Here is a 16,165-nt window from a genome sequence, read left to right on the forward strand (position 1 = left end):
AAGGGTCCACGGACCTTTTTGACGTATTCATGACAACTAAAAATCCTGTTTGTGGGAAAATGTGCCCCCAGGCCATATATTCTCACAAACAGGATCTCCTATCCAAATCTCACATTTTCATATTTACAGATCCGCCAGAAATGCTCTCACATTCTCCTCCTTCGTAGCCCAACAGGTACAAAGCCGAATTACGCTGTGCGTCTCATCATATCTCTGCTGATACGTCACTCCGTATTTTTCACGGATCTTCTCAAGCTTCTCATCCTCGATAATAATAAACTGCTGGTTCGTCTCGCTGTCCATAAAGAAAGAATACCCTCTCTCTTTCAACCCTTCCTTTAAAATCATCGCCATATCGATTGCATGCTTTGCAATCTCAAAATACAGCCCATCCCTGAACAGCTCCAGGAACTGGATTCCCAGAAGGCGCCCCTTTGCAAGCATGCCGCCTTTCTGCTTGATGCTGTACCGGAAATCCGGCTTCAGCCGTGGATTCACGATCACAACGGCTTCCCCGAACAGCGCGCCAACTTTCGTACCGCCAATATAAAATACATCACAGATTCTTGCAATATCCTCGATCGTCACATCCGTTCCCGGAGCCATCAGACCATACCCCAATCTTGCCCCGTCAAGGAACAGATACAGGCCGCACTCCCGGCAGACACGTCCGATTTCTTCCAGTTCATCTTTCGTATACAAAGTCCCAAGCTCTGTCGGATGAGAAATGTATACCATCTTAGGCTGCGCAATGTGCTCATGAGACTCATCGCTCCAGTGCAGATCATACGCATTCCGGATCTGCTCAGCTGTGATCTTGCCGTCCTTTCCCGGCAGTGCAAGAACCTTATGTCCGCAGGCCTCCACCGCACCGGTCTCATGTACATTGATATGACCGGTATCCGCACACAAGACGCCCTGATATGATTTCAGAGCCGATGAAATAACGGTAAAATTCGCCTGTGTTCCTCCCACCAGGAAATGAACATCCGCCTCCGGCGCATCACATACCTTCCGAATAGCTTCCCTTGCCGCCTCGCAGTAAACATCCTCGCCATATCCGGGAGTCTGTTCCAGATTCGTCTCCATCAGTTTTTCCAAAATTCTGGGATGTGCTCCCTCTGTATAATCACTGTTAAATAATATCATGACTGTTCCTCCGTAAATTTTCCGGTAACCGCAAATGCATGGTTCATCGGCCCACTGCCGTTTCCCAGATCCAGCATTGCCGCAAGCGCACCGGAAATATATTCCTTTGCCCGTTCCACCGATGTATCCAGATCAAATCCCTTCGCCAGATTAGCCGCGATTGCACTGGATAAGGTACATCCCGTTCCGTGCGTATTCGGATTATCGATCCTTCTTCCGCAAAACCATTTTAAGCTTCCCTCCCGGTAAAGCAAATCATTGGCATCATTCAGCTGATGTCCTCCTTTAAGCAGAACTGCACAGCCGTATCTCCTGCTGATCGATTCTGCCGCAGTTACCATATCTTCCTCCGTCTTCACCTGCATATCGGCAAGCACTTCCGCTTCCGGAATATTCGGTGTCAATACCGTCGCCATCGGAAGAAGCCTCTCTTTCAGCGCGCCGATTGCCTCCTCACTGATCAGCCTTGCCCCGCTTGTGGCAACCATCACAGGGTCCACAACAATGTTTTCCGCATGATACGCTTCCAGCCTGTCTGCAATCGTCTCAATCAATGTCTTTCCGGAAACCATCCCGATCTTCACCGCATCCGGCCGGATGTCCGTAAAAACCGCATCCAGCTGTTTCTCCAGAAAATCGGGTGTCACTTCCATAATCCCCGTGACACCGGTCGTATTCTGCGCCGTCAATGCCGTAATCGCACTCATGGCGTAAACCCCGTTAACCGTCATCGTCTTAATGTCCGCCTGGATACCGGCTCCTCCGCTGGAATCACTGCCTGCTATTGTTAATGCTGTTTTCATCTCACATTTTCCTTTCTGCTATTCCTGTTCCTCGAAGAACTTCATATAAGAATCCGCTTCCTCCAGAACCACATCCCCCAGAGACCTGATTTCTTCCCAGTCTTTTTTGCTGCTCTCATCATAGATTGCAGTCACCTTAAAGCCACACCGTTTCGCCGTTCTGACCGCATGGATTGCATCCTCGAACACCCAGGTCTCCTCCGGAGTACTTCCCAGTGTTTCCGCCGCTTTCAGGAAAATATCCGGCTGCGTCTTCCCGGCGCCGATCTCTCCGCAGGAAAAAATCCTCAAAAAATAATCCCGGACCCCGAGACGCTCAAGTGCCGCTCCGGCCAGTTCCGCACTCCCCGAAGTGGCAACTACCATTTTCACATTACGATTCTTGAATTCATCCAGAAGAGCCCGTACATCCTTCTTGAATCCCGCCTCTTCCCGGTAGAATTGTTCTACAACCGCAACGATCCCTGTCAGAATCTCCTCGGAAGACTCCGGAAGCCGATACCTCTCCTTCACATAAGCAGCACCCTCTTCCATGCTCATGTGCATGATTGCATCAATCAGTCCCTCTTCCGGAACGATCCCCTTCTGTCTCAAAGTCCTGTCTACAGCTTCTTCCCAGATAAACATCGAATCCAGAAGTGTTCCGTCCACATCAAAAATCGCATATTGCATCATGCTTTCACCATCTCCTCCGTACGCTTCTTCAATTCTCTTGTTGCGGCCTCAATATCCTTCTTCGCAAAAATCGCACTGACGACTGCAACTCCACAGATTCCGTTTCCCGCCAGCTCTGCCACATTTTCCTCTGTGATTCCTCCGATCGCAACAACCGGAATCTGCACGGCCTGACAGATCTGCTTCAGAACCTGATGATCCATTTTCGAAGCATCTTCCTTGGTACTGGTACCGAACACAGCACCGGATCCCAGATAATCCGCTCCATGCTTTTCAGCCAGAAGTGCCTGCTCCACCGTCTTCGCCGTAACCCCGATGATCTTGTCCGGCCCCAGTTTCGCACGTACATCCTCCGCTTCCATGTCACTTTGCCCCACATGAACGCCATCCGCATCCACGGCAAGAGCAATCTCCACATTATCATTGATCAGCAGCGGCACATGATACTTTGCACACACCGCCTTCATTCTTCGTGCCTCTTCCAGAAATTCTTCTTCACTCAGATGCTTCTCCCGAAGCTGAATACAGGTCGCACCTCCCTTCAGGCACTTCTCCACCTGCTCCTCCAGAGTCTCTCCTTCCGGAAGCCAGTTCCGGTCCGTCACCGCATATAATAACAAATCGTTCTTATCCATTTTCTCTTACCTGCCTCAGATCCAGTATTCTCTGATTCCGGCTTCCCCGAAATACCAGCGTCAAATCCTTCTCCGCTTCCACAAATGGTCCATCCACCAATACATCTACATAAGAAAGCATTTCCTCTGTCACATCCGTAAATACTTTTCCACCGGGAATCAGATCGACATCATACAAATATCCTGTATAACACCAGATATTCTTACCCGGATACGTTTCCCGGATACGCCTCAGTACATTTACCAGCACCTGCTGATTCTCCGGTTCAAAAGGTTCTCCTCCAAGAAGCGTAAATCCCTGAATATAATCCGGTCTCAGCGCTTCCAGAAGTGCTTCCATCGTCTCTTCGGTAAATGGACTTCCATAAGCAAAATCCCAGGTCTCCGCGTTAAAACAGCCTTTGCAATGGTGTCTGCATCCGGAGACAAACAAACTGACCCTGACGCCTGGCCCGTTTGCAATATCACACTCTTTTATATTCCCATAATTCATGACATATCACCTACAATGCTTTTTCAAATTTCACATGAATCAGTCTATGGATTAGCAGAAAGAAGTCAAACATCAGTCTGACTTCTTTCTGCTTATCATCATTTTTTACAAATGCAGCACCCTGTCCTTAATCTCCTGTGTACGTCCCTGATTCCAGAACTGCGTTCCGATATATCCACAGGTTCTTCTTGCCACAAAGAGCTTATCCTGATTGGTATTACCACAGTTCGGGCATCTCCAGATCAGTTTTCCTGTCTCATCTTCTTCGATCTGGATCTCTCCATCATATCCGCAGCATTCGCAGAAATCACTCTTGGTATTCAGTTCCGCGTACATAATATTGTCATAAATAAATTTCATAACTGTAAGAACTGCCGGAATGTTATTCTGCATGTTCGGAACTTCCACATAGCTGATTGCCCCGCCCGGTGATAATTTCTGGAAATCAGATTCAAATTTCAGCTTCTGGAATGCATCGATCTGCTCGGTCACATGAACATGATAACTATTCGTAATATAATTCTTATCCGTTACACCCGGAATGATTCCAAACCGGCGCTGCAGGCATTTTGCAAAGCGGTAGGTTGTAGATTCCATCGGTGTTCCGTAAACAGAATAACTAATATTTTCTGCCTCTTTCCACTCTTTACATTTATCATTCAGTCTCTGCATAACAGCCAGTGCAAATGGCTTCGCCTCTGGATCTGTATGTGATTTACCGAGCATGCGCACGCACATTTCATAAAGTCCTGCATAACCCAGCGAAATCGTTGAATATCCGTTATAAAGCAGTTTGTCGATCTTCTCTCCCTTTTTCAGTCTGGCCAGTGCTCCATGCTGCCAGAGGATCGGAGCCACGTCTGAAACGGTACCAAGCAGACGTTCGTGGCGGCAGCGGAGTGCTCTGTGGCAAAGTTCCAGTCTCTCATCCAGGATTTCCCAGAATTTATCCATATCCCCTTCGGAAGAACATGCAACGTCTACAAGATTGATCGTCACAACTCCCTGATTGAATCTTCCATAGTATTTGTGGCTTCCATCCGGATTGCGCTGAGAATCTTCTACCGTCAGGAAAGAACGGCATCCCATACAGGTGTACACATCGCCCTGCTTCAGTTCTCGCATCTTCTTTGCGGAAATGTAATCCGGAACCATACGTTTTGCGGTACATTTTGCTGCCAGTTCTGTCAGATACCAGTACTTGGATTCTTCTGTGATATTATCCTCATCCAGCACATAGATCAGTTTCGGGAAAGCCGGAGTGATCCAGACACCCTTCTCATTTTTAACTCCCTGCATACGCTGGATCAGTACTTCTTCAATGATCATCGCAAGGTCATCTCTGGTCTGTCCTTCCGGGACCTCATCCAGATACATGAACATAGTCACAAACGGTGCCTGTCCGTTACAGGTCATCAGCGTGATCAGCTGATACTGGATCGTCTGGATTCCGCTCTTCACTTCCTCACGGAGACGACGCTCTGTCACTTTTTTGATGATTCCTTCATCCAGTGATTCACCGGATTCCATTCTCTCCTCAATCACACTCTTACGGATTTTCTGACGGCTCACATCCACAAACGGTGCCAGATGAGACAGTGTAAATGACTGTCCGCCATACTGGTTGCTGGCTACCTGTGCTACGATCTGTGTGGTGACATTACAAGCAGTAAAAAAGCTGTGCGGTTTCTCAATCATCGTTTCGCTGATCACCGTTCCGTTCTGAAGCATATCCTCCAGGTTGATCAGATCACAGTTATGTTCCTTCTGTGCAAAATAATCCATATCATGGAAATGGATGATTCCTTCTTCATGTGCACGTACAATCTCTTCCGGCAAAAGGACACGGCGAGTCAGATCCTTACTTACTTCTCCTGCCATATAATCTCTCTGTGTCGAATTGATGACCGGATTCTTATTCGAATTTTCCTGCTTCACTTCTTCATTCATGTGTTCCAGAAGAGACAGAATTCCATTATCTGTAGTATTGGACTTACGAGTCAGTTCTCTCTTATAACGATAGCGCACGTACTTCTGCGCCACCTCATACCCACGCATCTCCATAATTCCGGTCTCTACCATATCTTGTATATCTTCCACATGAACAGCATGTGTCATCTCTTCTGCCTTCTGAGCAATGGTATCTGCGATCGCCAGAATCTGATGCTGATTCATCTGATGAATCGGTGCAATCTCCTGATTAGCCTTCTCAATCGCATTCACAATCTTAGTCTGATCAAATGATACTTCTTCCCCATTCCTCTTGATAACCCTTGTTTTTACTACTGTATCCATATATTTCTCCTTACCTTTAACCCCTATCAACATCTACCAAATGTTGCGTCACTTTTGCGTTTCTCCACTATATTTGGTGGCTACGTTATCTATCATACACCAATCCATGGCAAAATAAAAGAGCAAATCGCCATATTTTTAAAATTCTTCATTTCCACATTTTTTCAGAAAATTGCAACTCTTATCTTTGAATCAAAAATAATTTCTGCCAATTATATCGGTGTCTACCAACGTACATATACAACTCAAGAACTTCGAAATGAAATACATTATTTTCTGATTATCTTAATTCAGCTTAATGACCAAGCCGATATACTAGTATAGCGAATACAGCAACAAATTGAAAACAAAACGTAATACTCCCCAACCACTACGTTCTAAAACAAAATAATTACAGATTAGCACGTAAACCTCAACTTTCACTCCCATTATTTTTTTACTTCCCGGCACTCTATTTTCAAAGATATTGATTGACAAATATTACAAACTATGGTATAAGAATACAGTATGATTTCACGCAAATCAATTCAATACATAGGGGATTGGTCAAATGGTATGACAGGAGTCTCCAAAACTCTTAGCGGGAGTTCGATTCTCTCATCCCCTGTCAGATAAAGCACTAAATATGTTGCGGTTCAGCGTATTTAGTGCTTTTTTGATACAATGATTATTTTACTTTCTCTTACAAAAAAAGATCATTCACGTACTATCTCATTCGGGTTTGCCGGAATTCCTCTATGTTCCACAGAAGTTGAAAAAACTATAAGGGTTTTAGTTCTTCCAAAGCGTTGCAATTCACCGATAAACTTATCAAGCTCCACGGTGCTTGGAAATAATACTTCCAGCACCATAGAATACTCTCCGGTTACACAGTTGCATTCAACGACATTTAAGCATTCTTTGATATATGGATAAAATACACTTTTCTCTTCCGGAGGAACCTCAAGATTAATCAAAGCTTTGATATGGTAACCCAATGCAATAGGATTTACCTGTGCCTGATCCCCTGTGATATAACCTTCTTTTTCCATTTTTTCGATTCTTGCCGACACTGCAGGTACAGATAAATAAACATTTTCCGCAATCTCTTTAAGTGGAAGCTTGGCATTTTGTTGTAAGATATTTAAAATTGTGTGATCAACAGAATCTAATTCATGATTTTTCATAAGTTTTTGCCTCCAGTCGATTTTAAGTTCTGTAGTGTCTAATCCTTGTTATATCTTGGGAAAAGAAAAAAGATGTACTGCTTTTATAGCAAAGTACATCTTTGTGCAAATATTCGTTAATATTCTGTATGATAACATCCATCAATTATTCTGTCAATAAAGTATTTCCTTCATACTCTTTTTCACGAACACAATTTTTTTATCTAACAAACAAAAAAGCACTTAAATGTTACAAGTTCAACATTATCAGTGCTTTATCTGACAGGGGATGAGAGAATCGAACTCCCGCTAAGAGTTTTGGAGACTCCTGTCATACCATTTGACCAATCCCCTATATTCAATTATTTACCTCAAAAAAGGCTACTTGATATTTATATCATGAACAGACACTTTTGTCAATAATAATTTCCAAATTACCTATTTAGATTTTTATCTAAATAGATGTTGATTTTATGGTTTCTTCATGATATATTCTATTTAGAAATATTTCTAAATGCTTATACCAATTGGAGGTGATCATTTGGCGTTCGCAGATACGTTTAAAGCATTGTCTGATCCGGTCCGCCGGGAGATCCTCGTCCTGCTTAAGGACGGCAAAAAGTCCGCCGGCGAGATTGCGGAAAATTTTGATATGACCAATGCTACAATTTCCTATCACTTATCACAACTCAAAAAAGCCGGACTGGTTTTCGAGTCCCGCTACAAGAATTACATTTATTATGAAATCAATGTATCCGTATTTGAAGAAATGATGCTTTGGTTTTCACAATTTGGAGGTGTTTCTGATGAAAAAAAATAAGACTCTGATCCTTACTACACTGCTCTGTCTGCTGCCCATGATTTTCTCCGCTGCAGTTTACACCCGTCTGCCGGAACAGATGGCGATACACTGGGGACCAAATAATGAGCCGAACGGATATGCACCGCGACTTATTGGTGCTTTCGGTCTTCCACTCCTGATGGCTGTTCTCAATATTGTTGTCCATGTAGGCCTGGATCATGACCCACGAAACAACAATTCCGCTCCTGCGATCAAATTACTTGGAAAATGGTGTATTCCTGTGCTTTCTTTAATCATGGTACCGGCATCCCTCCTTATCAATATGGGGCATGAGCTTCCCATCGATAAGATTGCCATGATTATGGTCGGAATTATCTTCACTATTTGCGGCAACTACCTTCCAAAATGCCGTCAGAATTACACCATAGGAATCAAGATTCCATGGACTCTCGCCAGCGAGGAAAACTGGAATAAGACACACCATCTCGCAGGATATCTCTGGATCATCGGAGGAATTCTTATGATATTCTTCGGACTTTTCGGATTTCCGATTCTCACCGTATTGCTCCTGATTCCTCTGGCAGTGGTTCCTATGATCTTTTCTTTTGTTCTTTACAAAAAAGGCGATTAATCTGCAAGAAGAAATACAAGATGAAATCCATCTGGATATCTTACCCGGCAGATGTTATACTTGAGTCATGAAACTAAAAATAAAGGCAGGAATAAAATCATGATTATTTGCGCAAAACATCTCATTACCGGCGATGGCAAGACGGTACTGGAAGATAAAGCCGTTGCTGTTGAAAATGGAACGATCCGAAAAATCGGGCCGAAAGAAGCACTCATCGCGGAATTTCCGGAAAAAGAAGTGAAGGACTATGGCGATGCCACCCTTTTACCGGGGCTTTGCGATATGCACGTGCATCTCGGCTACTGGTTCTCACAGCCGGACAGCTTCAATTACAATGACCAACTGATCACGTTATTTGCTCTGCAGCACGCACAGGCCGCATTTGAGCGCGGTATCACCAGCGTGCGTGATATGACTTCCGCGCGGAAGCTCTGTGCAACCCTGAATCTCGCGGCAGAGAAAGGATTTATCACGATTCCAAGAATCACACATGTCGACAACGGCATGTGTATGACAGGCGGGCATGGCTGGGATGATGACATTGCCCAGGTAGACGGACCATGGGAGATCCGAAAGGAGATCCGCCGTCAGGTTCGTGACGGAGCCCAGTGGATCAAGATTCTTACCACACACCGCAGCAGCATTCCCGAGTATACCCAGGAAGAGTTAAATGCTGCCGCTGACGAATGTCACAGAAGAGGGATCAAATGTGGAATCCACGCCGGAACACAGCCGGGCATTCAGATGAGCATCGACGCCGGATTTGATACCATCGAACACGGAACCTTTTTAACCTACGAGCAGGTACAGCAGATGGCAGAGAAGGGAATCGCCTGGACTCCAACCATCATGGCCTATACTTATTTATATGAAATCACGAAAAAGAATCTGGAAGAAAATGCGGGCAAACCCGTAAATGATCCGGTCATGCAAAAAGAAATGGCAAACTGGGAATATTTTGAACCTGCCTACAAAGCTTACAGGGATAATTTCAAAAAATTCTATGATACCGGTGTCACAGTACTTGCCGGAACCGACATGGTTGTTTACGGTTCACCACTGCTGCCTCTTCCAAGGGAACTTCAGTACATGGTGGAATATGGAATCACTCCGTTACAGGCCATTCAGACTGCAACTTCGAATCCCGCCAAAGTACTCGGCTTTGAAAACCAGCGCGGCCTCATCAAAGAAGGACTTGACGCAGACCTTCTGGTCGTAAGTGGAGATGCAAGCAAAGATATCACCTGTCTGAACAATGTGAAGTTCGTCACCCTGGGCGGTAAACGTGTTTTTGAAAATGGAATCCGTTATGTAGGGACTGCCAATACATTTATGTAATTCCATTTTTACTGGTAAATAAAGAAAGAATGGCGGTGTAATTGAGGATATTTACACCGCCATTCTCCTCTCGTTTTTCTTTTCCCTTCATTTTACGGAAAAATCCCTTTCATTTTTTCCGCAAATACCAGCTTTCTCAATGCTACAATATAAGCCGCCATTCTGAAATTGCAATGACATTCTTCTGTAACATTCAAAATTTCTTGAAAAGATTTTGACATCAGTTTTTCAAGCATTTCATTTACCTGATCTCGTTCCCATGTCAGTTCCTGAATATTCTGAACCCATTCAAAATAAGAGACAATGACTCCTCCGCTGTTTGCAAAGATGTCCGGAATCAAGGTGATTCCCCGTTTTTCCAACACATCATCTGCCCCTTCTGTTGTCGGGCCATTTGCCGCCTCCACAATACAGCCACACTGCAATTTTCCAGCATTTGCTTCTGTAATCTGATTTTCCAGCGCAGCCGGTACCAAAACATCGCATTTACATGTCAGCACCTCTTCATTCGTAATATGTGTAATTCCAGCGGCATCGTAATCCTTCAGGAATCTTCCACCCTGATTCAAATAGAGTGAAATCGCATCAATGTCCAATCCCTCCTCACAGTAAAGTCCGCCTGATACATCACTGATGGCAATGACTTTTGCTTCCCTGTGATAAAATATTCTTGCTGCATTAGCACCAACATTTCCCATTCCCTGTATTGCTACAGTCGTTCCTTCCAATGTCTTTCCTTCCAGAGCAAGCAGCAATTTCGTACTGATAACGACTCCTCTTCCTGTCGCTGAATTTCTCCCTCTGGATCCTCCAAGTTCAACCGGCTTTCCGGTTACAACTCCAGGACATGGCTGTCCTTTTAACTGACTGTATGTATCCAGAATCCACGCCATAGTCTGTGAATTGGTATTCACATCCGGAGCCGGAATATCCGTATCCGCGCCAATAATTGGCGCTATTGCAAATGTATACCGCCTGGTAAGCCTTCGCAATTCTCTCTCCGATAAAGTTCCCGGATCAACCCGAATGCCGCCCTTCGCCCCACCGTATGGAATATCTGCCACTGCACACTTTAGTGTCATCCATGTTGCAAGTGCCTTCACCTCGTTCAAATCACAATTCTGGTGATATCGAATTCCTCCCTTAAACGGTCCACGTATATTAGAATGCTGAACTCGGTATCCTTCAAATACTCTAACCCTTCCATCATCCATTTCAATCGGAAGATATACTTTGGTTTCCCGCTGTGGATTTTTCAGAATCTCAAACATAGACTGGTCAATATGACCAATTTCCATTGCTTTTGTCATAGTATGAATTACGTTTGTATATGGGTCATAAGCCTGTGCCATTTTATTCTCTCCTTAGCAGCTGATTGGTTGTGCGCATCAACTGAATGCAATGGTAGAACGAAACCCTCCAGAAGTCAATACGCCTTGGCTAAGACAAGAATATTTCTTTTTTTCTGTTTATACACTTAAATTTCGAAAGACAACCCGGCTTATACTTAAAAGAATAAAGTATTTAACTTCTCAGACTGATTCTGTCGATCTCAGCCAGTTCATTTTCCGTAAATCCCGTCTGATTGATTATTCCTACATTCTCTTCAATCTGCTCCGGACTCGATGCACCGATCAGCACACTCGTCACGTCCTCATCCTTCAGTACCCAGCTCAGTGCCATCTGCGCGAGAGTCTGTCCTCTTCCGGCAGCGATCTCATTCAGCGCCCTGATCTGTTCCAGTCGCTCCGGTGTGAGTGCCGCCTCTGTCAGAAACCGTCCGTCAGCGCGAATACGGCTGTTTTCCGGAATACCGTTCAGATAACGGTCTGTCAGAAGTCCCTGGGCAAGCGGGCTGAATGCAATAATACCTTTCCGCATTCTTTTCGCCGTTTTCTTCAGGCCATTTAATTCAATCGTACGATCAAAAATAGAATAGCGGTTCTGATTGATCACAAACGGGCACTTAAGCTCCTCCAGAATTTCCACCGCTCTCGCCATCGTCGGTCCGTCATAATTCGAAATCCCTGCATAGAGTGCCTTACCGCTTTTAACGATCGTATTCAACGCTTCCATCGTCTCTTCCAACGGCGTTTTCGGATCCATCCTGTGATGATAAAAAATGTCTACATACTCCAGTCCCATGCGTCTGAGGCTTTGATCTACACTTGCAATCAGGTACTTACGGCTTCCCCCGTCGCCATAAGGCCCTTCCCACATCTTATATCCCGCTTTGGTACTGATGATAAGTTCATCCCGGTATGGATACAAGTCTTCATGCAGGATCTTCCCGAAATTATATTCAGCACTTCCAATCTCAGGCCCATAATTATTTGCCAAATCAAAATGCGTGATGCCAAGATCAAATGCCTTGAAACACATCGCTTTCATATTGTCCATGCTGGCATTGCTTCCAAAATTGTGCCATAAGCCAAGAGAAACCATCGGAAGCATCAAGCCACTCTTTCCGCACCTGTTGTATTTCATAATCTGATATCGTTCTTCATTTGCCATATATGCCATACTCATTCCTCCTTCAATCCGTTTCTGTAAATTCAGTCAGCATATAAAATGCACAAACAACGTTATCATATCGCTTTTTCTTCCGAAAGTCCAGCTTTGACGCTTCTTTTCGCAAATACTTTCACATATATTTTCTTAAAAATATACTTTGGAGTTATTATGCTTTCCAAATCACTTATAAAGCGTTCTCTCCTTATCTGCTCTATTCTTTGCCTTTCTTTCCTCACAGGCATCGGAGCCGCCAGACTGAAAGAGCTATATTTTCCCGAAACTGTCACCACCTCTTCCGAAGGAAACTGGGGACTGAGTTTTCAGGAAGAAGGAGAACCGCCCGTAGCCAATGCTACATATGACGAACTTGCCGTTTACGACGCATATTACGCTGAAAATACGGACGAAAAAGTCATATACCTTACCTTCGATGCCGGTTATGAAAATGGAAACACCGCGCCGATTCTCGATGCACTCAAAAAGCACCAGGTCCCCGCTACTTTCTTCGTTGTCGGTACTTATCTGGAAAATAATAAGGATTTGATTCTTCGAATGACAGAAGAAGGGCACACCGTTGGAAATCATACATATCATCATAAAGATATGTCCCAGATTTCCTCAAAAGAAGCCTTTGCCGAAGAAGTGCAATCCGTAGAAGAATTGTATAAAGAAATCACAGGCGAAGAAATGACCAAATACTACAGACCCCCACAGGGGAAATACAGCGAGAGCAATCTTCAGATGGCCAAAGATATGGGCTACAAAACATTTTTCTGGAGTCTCGCCTACGTAGACTGGTATGAAAATCAACAACCGTCAAAAGAAGACGCTTTCGACAAGCTCCTTTCCCGCATTCATCCGGGTGCAATCGTGCTCCTGCACAGCACTTCTTCCACCAATGCCCAGATTCTCGATGAACTCCTGACAAAATGGGAAGAAATGGGATACTCCTTCAAATCACTGGAAGATTTGATATCTTCTTCAGCTTAAAAGGCAATAATACAGTATGAACAGAAAACTGCCAAAAGGGACGCGGCACATAGAATGCCTCGTCCCTTTTGGTGAGTTACCAGAGGGCTATATGATTAATTATGTCAATTATCCAAGGAAGCCCAAATACGTTCAAAAGAACGATAACCATAAACAACGGAATAACTACTACTGTGAGAGCCTTATCAAATTTACTTAACTTGTGGTCGGTGTTCTTATATAATTCTTTTTCATACCCTTCAAATCCCCAGATTTTCGCAACGAAAATACAGGTAAGTAAGCAGCCAAGAGGAAGTAATAAGTAACCGGTGAAGCAGTCAAGCCAGTCATACAGACCGTACATCTCAATACCCTGGAAGCTCGGCCACGGAAGCTTGAAGTTAGAAAGTGGACCAAATCCAAGAGATACAAAAATGTTACCAATAAGTACGATGATTGCAAATACGATGATACCTTTCTTACGTCCCATTTTCAATTTTTCTTCGAATGTTCTGATAGAAATCTCAAAGAATGTGAACAAAGAAGAAAGTACTGCAAATGCTACGCCAATAAAGAAAGCTGAACCGATCAGTCTTCCGCCCGGAAGCTTACCGTAGATACCTGCCATAACGTCGAACAGCAGAGCCGGTCCCTTAGAAACTTCCATTCCTCCTGCAAACGCAGTAGGAATAACTACAAAACCGGCAAGGATCGCTGCCATTGTATCACAAACGCTGACCAAAATAGCATCGCTCTTCAGATTATTGGAATCCGGAATAAGTGTTCCGTACCTTATTACCGCTTGCCTTATGCCCACATTATACAACTTATCGCGATAACATTCAAGCTTTTTTATAGATATTATTGATATATTTATATTTTCTATGAATAATCGCTCACAATTCTGCACATACTAAGCATTTTAATTTGCATCCCAATAGTGCATTTTTTCCATATAACGCAAAAGACACAGCCTACGTAATAACGCTGTGTCTTCCTATAATTTATATGTTCTTTTTCGTTGAATAATATCCGTTATACCCTTTTAGATCTTTAGCCAATTTCATGACAATCATATCTACATCGGAAATAAATTCCCGCACTCTTCCCTCGATCTGCTCTTCTCGAATACCATCATCAAGAATCGTTTTCAAATATCCCTTATAGGTCATACAGACCACACGATTCAACTGAATTGCTTCATAATAATTAATCGCATTTGCGCGTATGCATCTTCTGCACATCCGGAAATCTCTTCCTACAAAACTAGGAGCATACAGCATCTCTGCAAAAATATGATTTGCATCCTCGATATCCTCAGGGAACATTTCGTAATACTCTTTAAATACCTTCTGCAGTTTCATGTTAGAATACTTAAAAAACAGCAAATCATATGCCTCAGGTTTTTGAAATGCTTCTCTTGCATAGCAATCCCATACCCCCACATAAATATCCCATACATTTTTCCATCTTTTTTCACTTGCATTTAATCTCTTAATATAACCTTGCAATTCCCTCAACTCAGCATAAAATAATAATTCAGTCAGATTGCCGAAATACCGGTACATGCTTGCTGAGGAGCATCCCATTTCCTTAGCGATTCTTCGGATAGATACTGCCGCAATTCCTTCATTTTGTATAATCTCGTATGCCTTTTCAATGTAGTCTCGCTTAGATAATCCTTTAAAATAATTACTCTTCGTCTGTTGCTCCATGTTACGCAGACTCTACCTTTCTTATTCTATTGTAAATCTCTCACAAAGCAGATCCTCTTATTCTGCCCGCACTACTTACTTTTGAGCACAGCCATACTTACAGCCGTGTTTTCAATTACGAAATTCTGGGGATTATATTCTCGATCACAGACAGATCAATTGTCTTAAAATCATTTGCCACTTTTTCTGCGTAATTCTTCGGTGTCGGTGCAATTTCCTGCCATTGTCTGTATGTTTCGATACACTTCTCGATCAGCACGATATCCTTCATGTTATCTTCTTCTCCCTTCGGATAAACAACAACAGAACGATACGGCGTCTGATTCGGTTTCAGGCTGGAAGCCTATGGATGCGTCAACAGAATATGACGATTGTAAACCATATCCCGTGTTTTAATCAACACATCTTCATAACTATCTAAAAGAATCACCTGCATTTCTTTTTTATACTTCTCATAAACCCTATCATTATTCGTAATAATAATAGCCTTATCCGGATTCCACATGGTCATCCCTGCCTCTCATTTTTATTCTAAATTATTATAATATCTTATATCTACGCGACTTTATTAATTATAAATTCCGCAACAAAAAAAGTCAATTTATTATCAAATTCCTATATGGAAAAAAACTGCAAACCTTGTCACCAAAGTCTGCAGCTATCTCTCTTTATGTACCTTCAAAACCACATACAAAGTTTTATCTCTCCATCCATTTCTTTCCTATCCTACCATTTCAAACTTACTTTCCGCGGAAACCATTCGAGAACTTCGTTCTCTCATTGTCCATTTGGTAACAAATGGACACGCATTCCTGTAAGATCCGCTCCGGATGCAAGCATCCTTCCCGTCTCTTCCACTCATGCTTTTCCGCTTCTTGCCTGTTTGCTCAGGTTATGCCCTCGACCGATTAGTAACAGTCAGCTCCATGCATTACTGCACTTCCACCTCTGCCCTATCTACCTCGTCGTCTTCAAGGGGTCTTACTACTTTCGTAGGGATA

15 protein-coding genes, 2 tRNA genes, 1 rRNA gene and 1 pseudogene are annotated in these 16,165 nt (G+C 43.5%); 5 read left to right on the plus strand and 14 right to left on the minus strand.

Features of this window, described 5'->3' with window-relative positions:
- Positions 1-123: 123 nt before the first annotated feature.
- The 6 genes from ACTNA4_RS02460 to nrdD all read right to left on the minus strand — a co-directional run bounded on the left by ACTNA4_RS02460 (position 124) and on the right by nrdD (position 6,050).
- Positions 124-1,149 (minus strand): threonine aldolase family protein, encoded by a 1,026-nt coding sequence (locus ACTNA4_RS02460; RefSeq protein ID WP_441028389.1) that lies wholly within the window; start codon positions 1,147-1,149, stop codon positions 124-126.
- The gene (gene thiD / locus ACTNA4_RS02465; protein ID WP_441028391.1) at positions 1,146-1,952 is read right to left on the minus strand and encodes a bifunctional hydroxymethylpyrimidine kinase/phosphomethylpyrimidine kinase; all 807 of its coding nucleotides are present in this window, start codon (positions 1,950-1,952) and stop codon (positions 1,146-1,148) included. Before thiD ends, ACTNA4_RS02460 begins: the two co-directional genes overlap by 4 nt.
- A gap of 18 nt (positions 1,953-1,970) precedes the next feature.
- Positions 1,971-2,627, minus strand: coding sequence for an HAD family hydrolase (locus ACTNA4_RS02470; protein ID WP_441028393.1), 657 nt, complete (start codon positions 2,625-2,627; stop codon positions 1,971-1,973).
- Positions 2,624-3,262, minus strand: coding sequence for a thiamine phosphate synthase (gene thiE / locus ACTNA4_RS02475; protein ID WP_441028395.1), 639 nt, complete (start codon positions 3,260-3,262; stop codon positions 2,624-2,626). Before thiE ends, ACTNA4_RS02470 begins: the two co-directional genes overlap by 4 nt.
- Positions 3,255-3,755, minus strand: coding sequence for an anaerobic ribonucleoside-triphosphate reductase activating protein (nrdG, locus tag ACTNA4_RS02480; RefSeq protein ID WP_441028397.1), 501 nt, complete (start codon positions 3,753-3,755; stop codon positions 3,255-3,257). Before nrdG ends, thiE begins: the two co-directional genes overlap by 8 nt.
- A gap of 105 nt (positions 3,756-3,860) precedes the next feature.
- The gene (gene nrdD / locus ACTNA4_RS02485; RefSeq protein ID WP_427820232.1) at positions 3,861-6,050 is read right to left on the minus strand and encodes an anaerobic ribonucleoside-triphosphate reductase; all 2,190 of its coding nucleotides are present in this window, start codon (positions 6,048-6,050) and stop codon (positions 3,861-3,863) included.
- A 536-nt stretch (positions 6,051-6,586) separates the two neighbouring features.
- On the opposite strand from nrdD, the gene ACTNA4_RS02490 reads away from it, so the two are divergent.
- Positions 6,587-6,657, plus strand: a tRNA-Trp gene (locus ACTNA4_RS02490).
- Positions 6,658-6,745: 88 nt separating this feature from the next.
- Here the strand turns inward: ACTNA4_RS02490 and ACTNA4_RS02495 are convergent.
- Both ACTNA4_RS02495 and ACTNA4_RS02500 read right to left on the minus strand, forming a co-directional pair.
- Positions 6,746-7,216: an Lrp/AsnC family transcriptional regulator gene (locus ACTNA4_RS02495; RefSeq protein ID WP_441028399.1), complete on the minus strand. Its 471-nt coding sequence runs from the start codon at positions 7,214-7,216 to the stop codon at positions 6,746-6,748.
- Positions 7,217-7,478: 262 nt separating this feature from the next.
- Positions 7,479-7,549: transfer RNA gene (locus ACTNA4_RS02500), tRNA-Trp, on the minus strand.
- A gap of 187 nt (positions 7,550-7,736) precedes the next feature.
- Here ACTNA4_RS02500 and ACTNA4_RS02505 point away from each other — a divergent pair.
- The 3 genes from ACTNA4_RS02505 (at position 7,737) to ACTNA4_RS02515 (ending at position 9,966) form a co-directional block, all read left to right on the plus strand.
- A complete protein-coding gene (locus ACTNA4_RS02505; RefSeq protein ID WP_427807432.1) occupies positions 7,737-8,015 on the plus strand; it encodes an autorepressor SdpR family transcription factor in 279 nt (92 codons plus the stop codon).
- Positions 8,002-8,628 (plus strand): SdpI family protein, encoded by a 627-nt coding sequence (locus ACTNA4_RS02510; RefSeq protein ID WP_441027118.1) that lies wholly within the window; start codon positions 8,002-8,004, stop codon positions 8,626-8,628. Before ACTNA4_RS02505 ends, ACTNA4_RS02510 begins: the two co-directional genes overlap by 14 nt.
- Before the next feature lie 99 nt (positions 8,629-8,727).
- The gene (locus ACTNA4_RS02515) at positions 8,728-9,966 is read left to right on the plus strand and encodes an amidohydrolase family protein (RefSeq protein ID WP_427807436.1); all 1,239 of its coding nucleotides are present in this window, start codon (positions 8,728-8,730) and stop codon (positions 9,964-9,966) included.
- Positions 9,967-10,058: 92 nt separating this feature from the next.
- On the opposite strand, the gene ACTNA4_RS02520 is transcribed toward ACTNA4_RS02515, so the two are convergent.
- Together ACTNA4_RS02520 and mgrA are read right to left on the minus strand one after the other, a co-directional pair.
- A complete protein-coding gene (locus ACTNA4_RS02520; protein WP_441028401.1) occupies positions 10,059-11,318 on the minus strand; it encodes a Glu/Leu/Phe/Val family dehydrogenase in 1,260 nt (419 codons plus the stop codon).
- 172 nt (positions 11,319-11,490) lie between these two features.
- Complete coding sequence (gene mgrA, locus ACTNA4_RS02525) at positions 11,491-12,489, minus strand: L-glyceraldehyde 3-phosphate reductase (RefSeq protein WP_427807438.1); 999 nt, start codon at positions 12,487-12,489, stop codon at positions 11,491-11,493.
- Between the two features lie 159 nt (positions 12,490-12,648).
- Between mgrA and pdaA the strand changes: the two genes are divergently transcribed.
- Positions 12,649-13,470, plus strand: a complete 822-nt coding sequence (pdaA, locus tag ACTNA4_RS02530) for a delta-lactam-biosynthetic de-N-acetylase (RefSeq protein ID WP_441028403.1) — start codon at positions 12,649-12,651, stop codon at positions 13,468-13,470.
- A 76-nt stretch (positions 13,471-13,546) separates the two neighbouring features.
- Here the strand turns inward: pdaA and ACTNA4_RS02535 are convergent, their stop codons facing one another.
- The 4 genes and pseudogenes from ACTNA4_RS02535 to ACTNA4_RS02550 form a co-directional block, all read right to left on the minus strand.
- Positions 13,547-14,266, minus strand: a complete 720-nt coding sequence (locus ACTNA4_RS02535; RefSeq protein WP_441019055.1) for a hypothetical protein — start codon at positions 14,264-14,266, stop codon at positions 13,547-13,549.
- A gap of 187 nt (positions 14,267-14,453) precedes the next feature.
- Positions 14,454-15,164: a TetR/AcrR family transcriptional regulator gene (locus ACTNA4_RS02540; RefSeq protein WP_427807447.1), complete on the minus strand. Its 711-nt coding sequence runs from the start codon at positions 15,162-15,164 to the stop codon at positions 14,454-14,456.
- 115 nt (positions 15,165-15,279) lie between these two features.
- Positions 15,280-15,675 (minus strand): annotated as a pseudogene (locus ACTNA4_RS02545) (GrdX family protein).
- 377 nt (positions 15,676-16,052) lie between these two features.
- Positions 16,053-16,165 (minus strand): 23S ribosomal RNA (locus tag ACTNA4_RS02550); the annotation flags it as partial.

This window comes from Bariatricus sp. HCP28S3_A7 (genome assembly GCF_052066375.1).
GTDB lineage: Bacteria > Bacillota > Clostridia > Lachnospirales > Lachnospiraceae > Allocoprococcus.

Bases quoted from the DNA above. Each gene is read 5' to 3' on its own strand.
- ACTNA4_RS02460 (WP_441028389.1), bottom strand. From the start codon at position 1,149: ATGATATTATTTAACAGTGATTATACAGAGGGAGCACATCCCAGAATT.
- thiD (WP_441028391.1), bottom strand. From the start codon at position 1,952: ATGAAAACAGCATTAACAATAGCAGGCAGTGATTCCAGCGGAGGAGCC.
- ACTNA4_RS02470 (WP_441028393.1), bottom strand. From the start codon at position 2,627: ATGATGCAATATGCGATTTTTGATGTGGACGGAACACTTCTGGATTCG.
- thiE (WP_441028395.1), bottom strand. From the start codon at position 3,262: ATGGATAAGAACGATTTGTTATTATATGCGGTGACGGACCGGAACTGG.
- nrdG (WP_441028397.1), bottom strand. From the start codon at position 3,755: ATGAATTATGGGAATATAAAAGAGTGTGATATTGCAAACGGGCCAGGC.
- nrdD (WP_427820232.1), bottom strand. From the start codon at position 6,050: ATGGATACAGTAGTAAAAACAAGGGTTATCAAGAGGAATGGGGAAGAA.
- ACTNA4_RS02495 (WP_441028399.1), bottom strand. From the start codon at position 7,216: ATGAAAAATCATGAATTAGATTCTGTTGATCACACAATTTTAAATATC.
- ACTNA4_RS02510 (WP_441027118.1), top strand. From the start codon at position 8,002: ATGAAAAAAAATAAGACTCTGATCCTTACTACACTGCTCTGTCTGCTG.
- ACTNA4_RS02515 (WP_427807436.1), top strand. From the start codon at position 8,728: ATGATTATTTGCGCAAAACATCTCATTACCGGCGATGGCAAGACGGTA.
- ACTNA4_RS02520 (WP_441028401.1), bottom strand. From the start codon at position 11,318: ATGGCACAGGCTTATGACCCATATACAAACGTAATTCATACTATGACA.
- mgrA (WP_427807438.1), bottom strand. From the start codon at position 12,489: ATGGCATATATGGCAAATGAAGAACGATATCAGATTATGAAATACAAC.
- pdaA (WP_441028403.1), top strand. From the start codon at position 12,649: ATGCTTTCCAAATCACTTATAAAGCGTTCTCTCCTTATCTGCTCTATT.
- ACTNA4_RS02540 (WP_427807447.1), bottom strand. From the start codon at position 15,164: ATGGAGCAACAGACGAAGAGTAATTATTTTAAAGGATTATCTAAGCGA.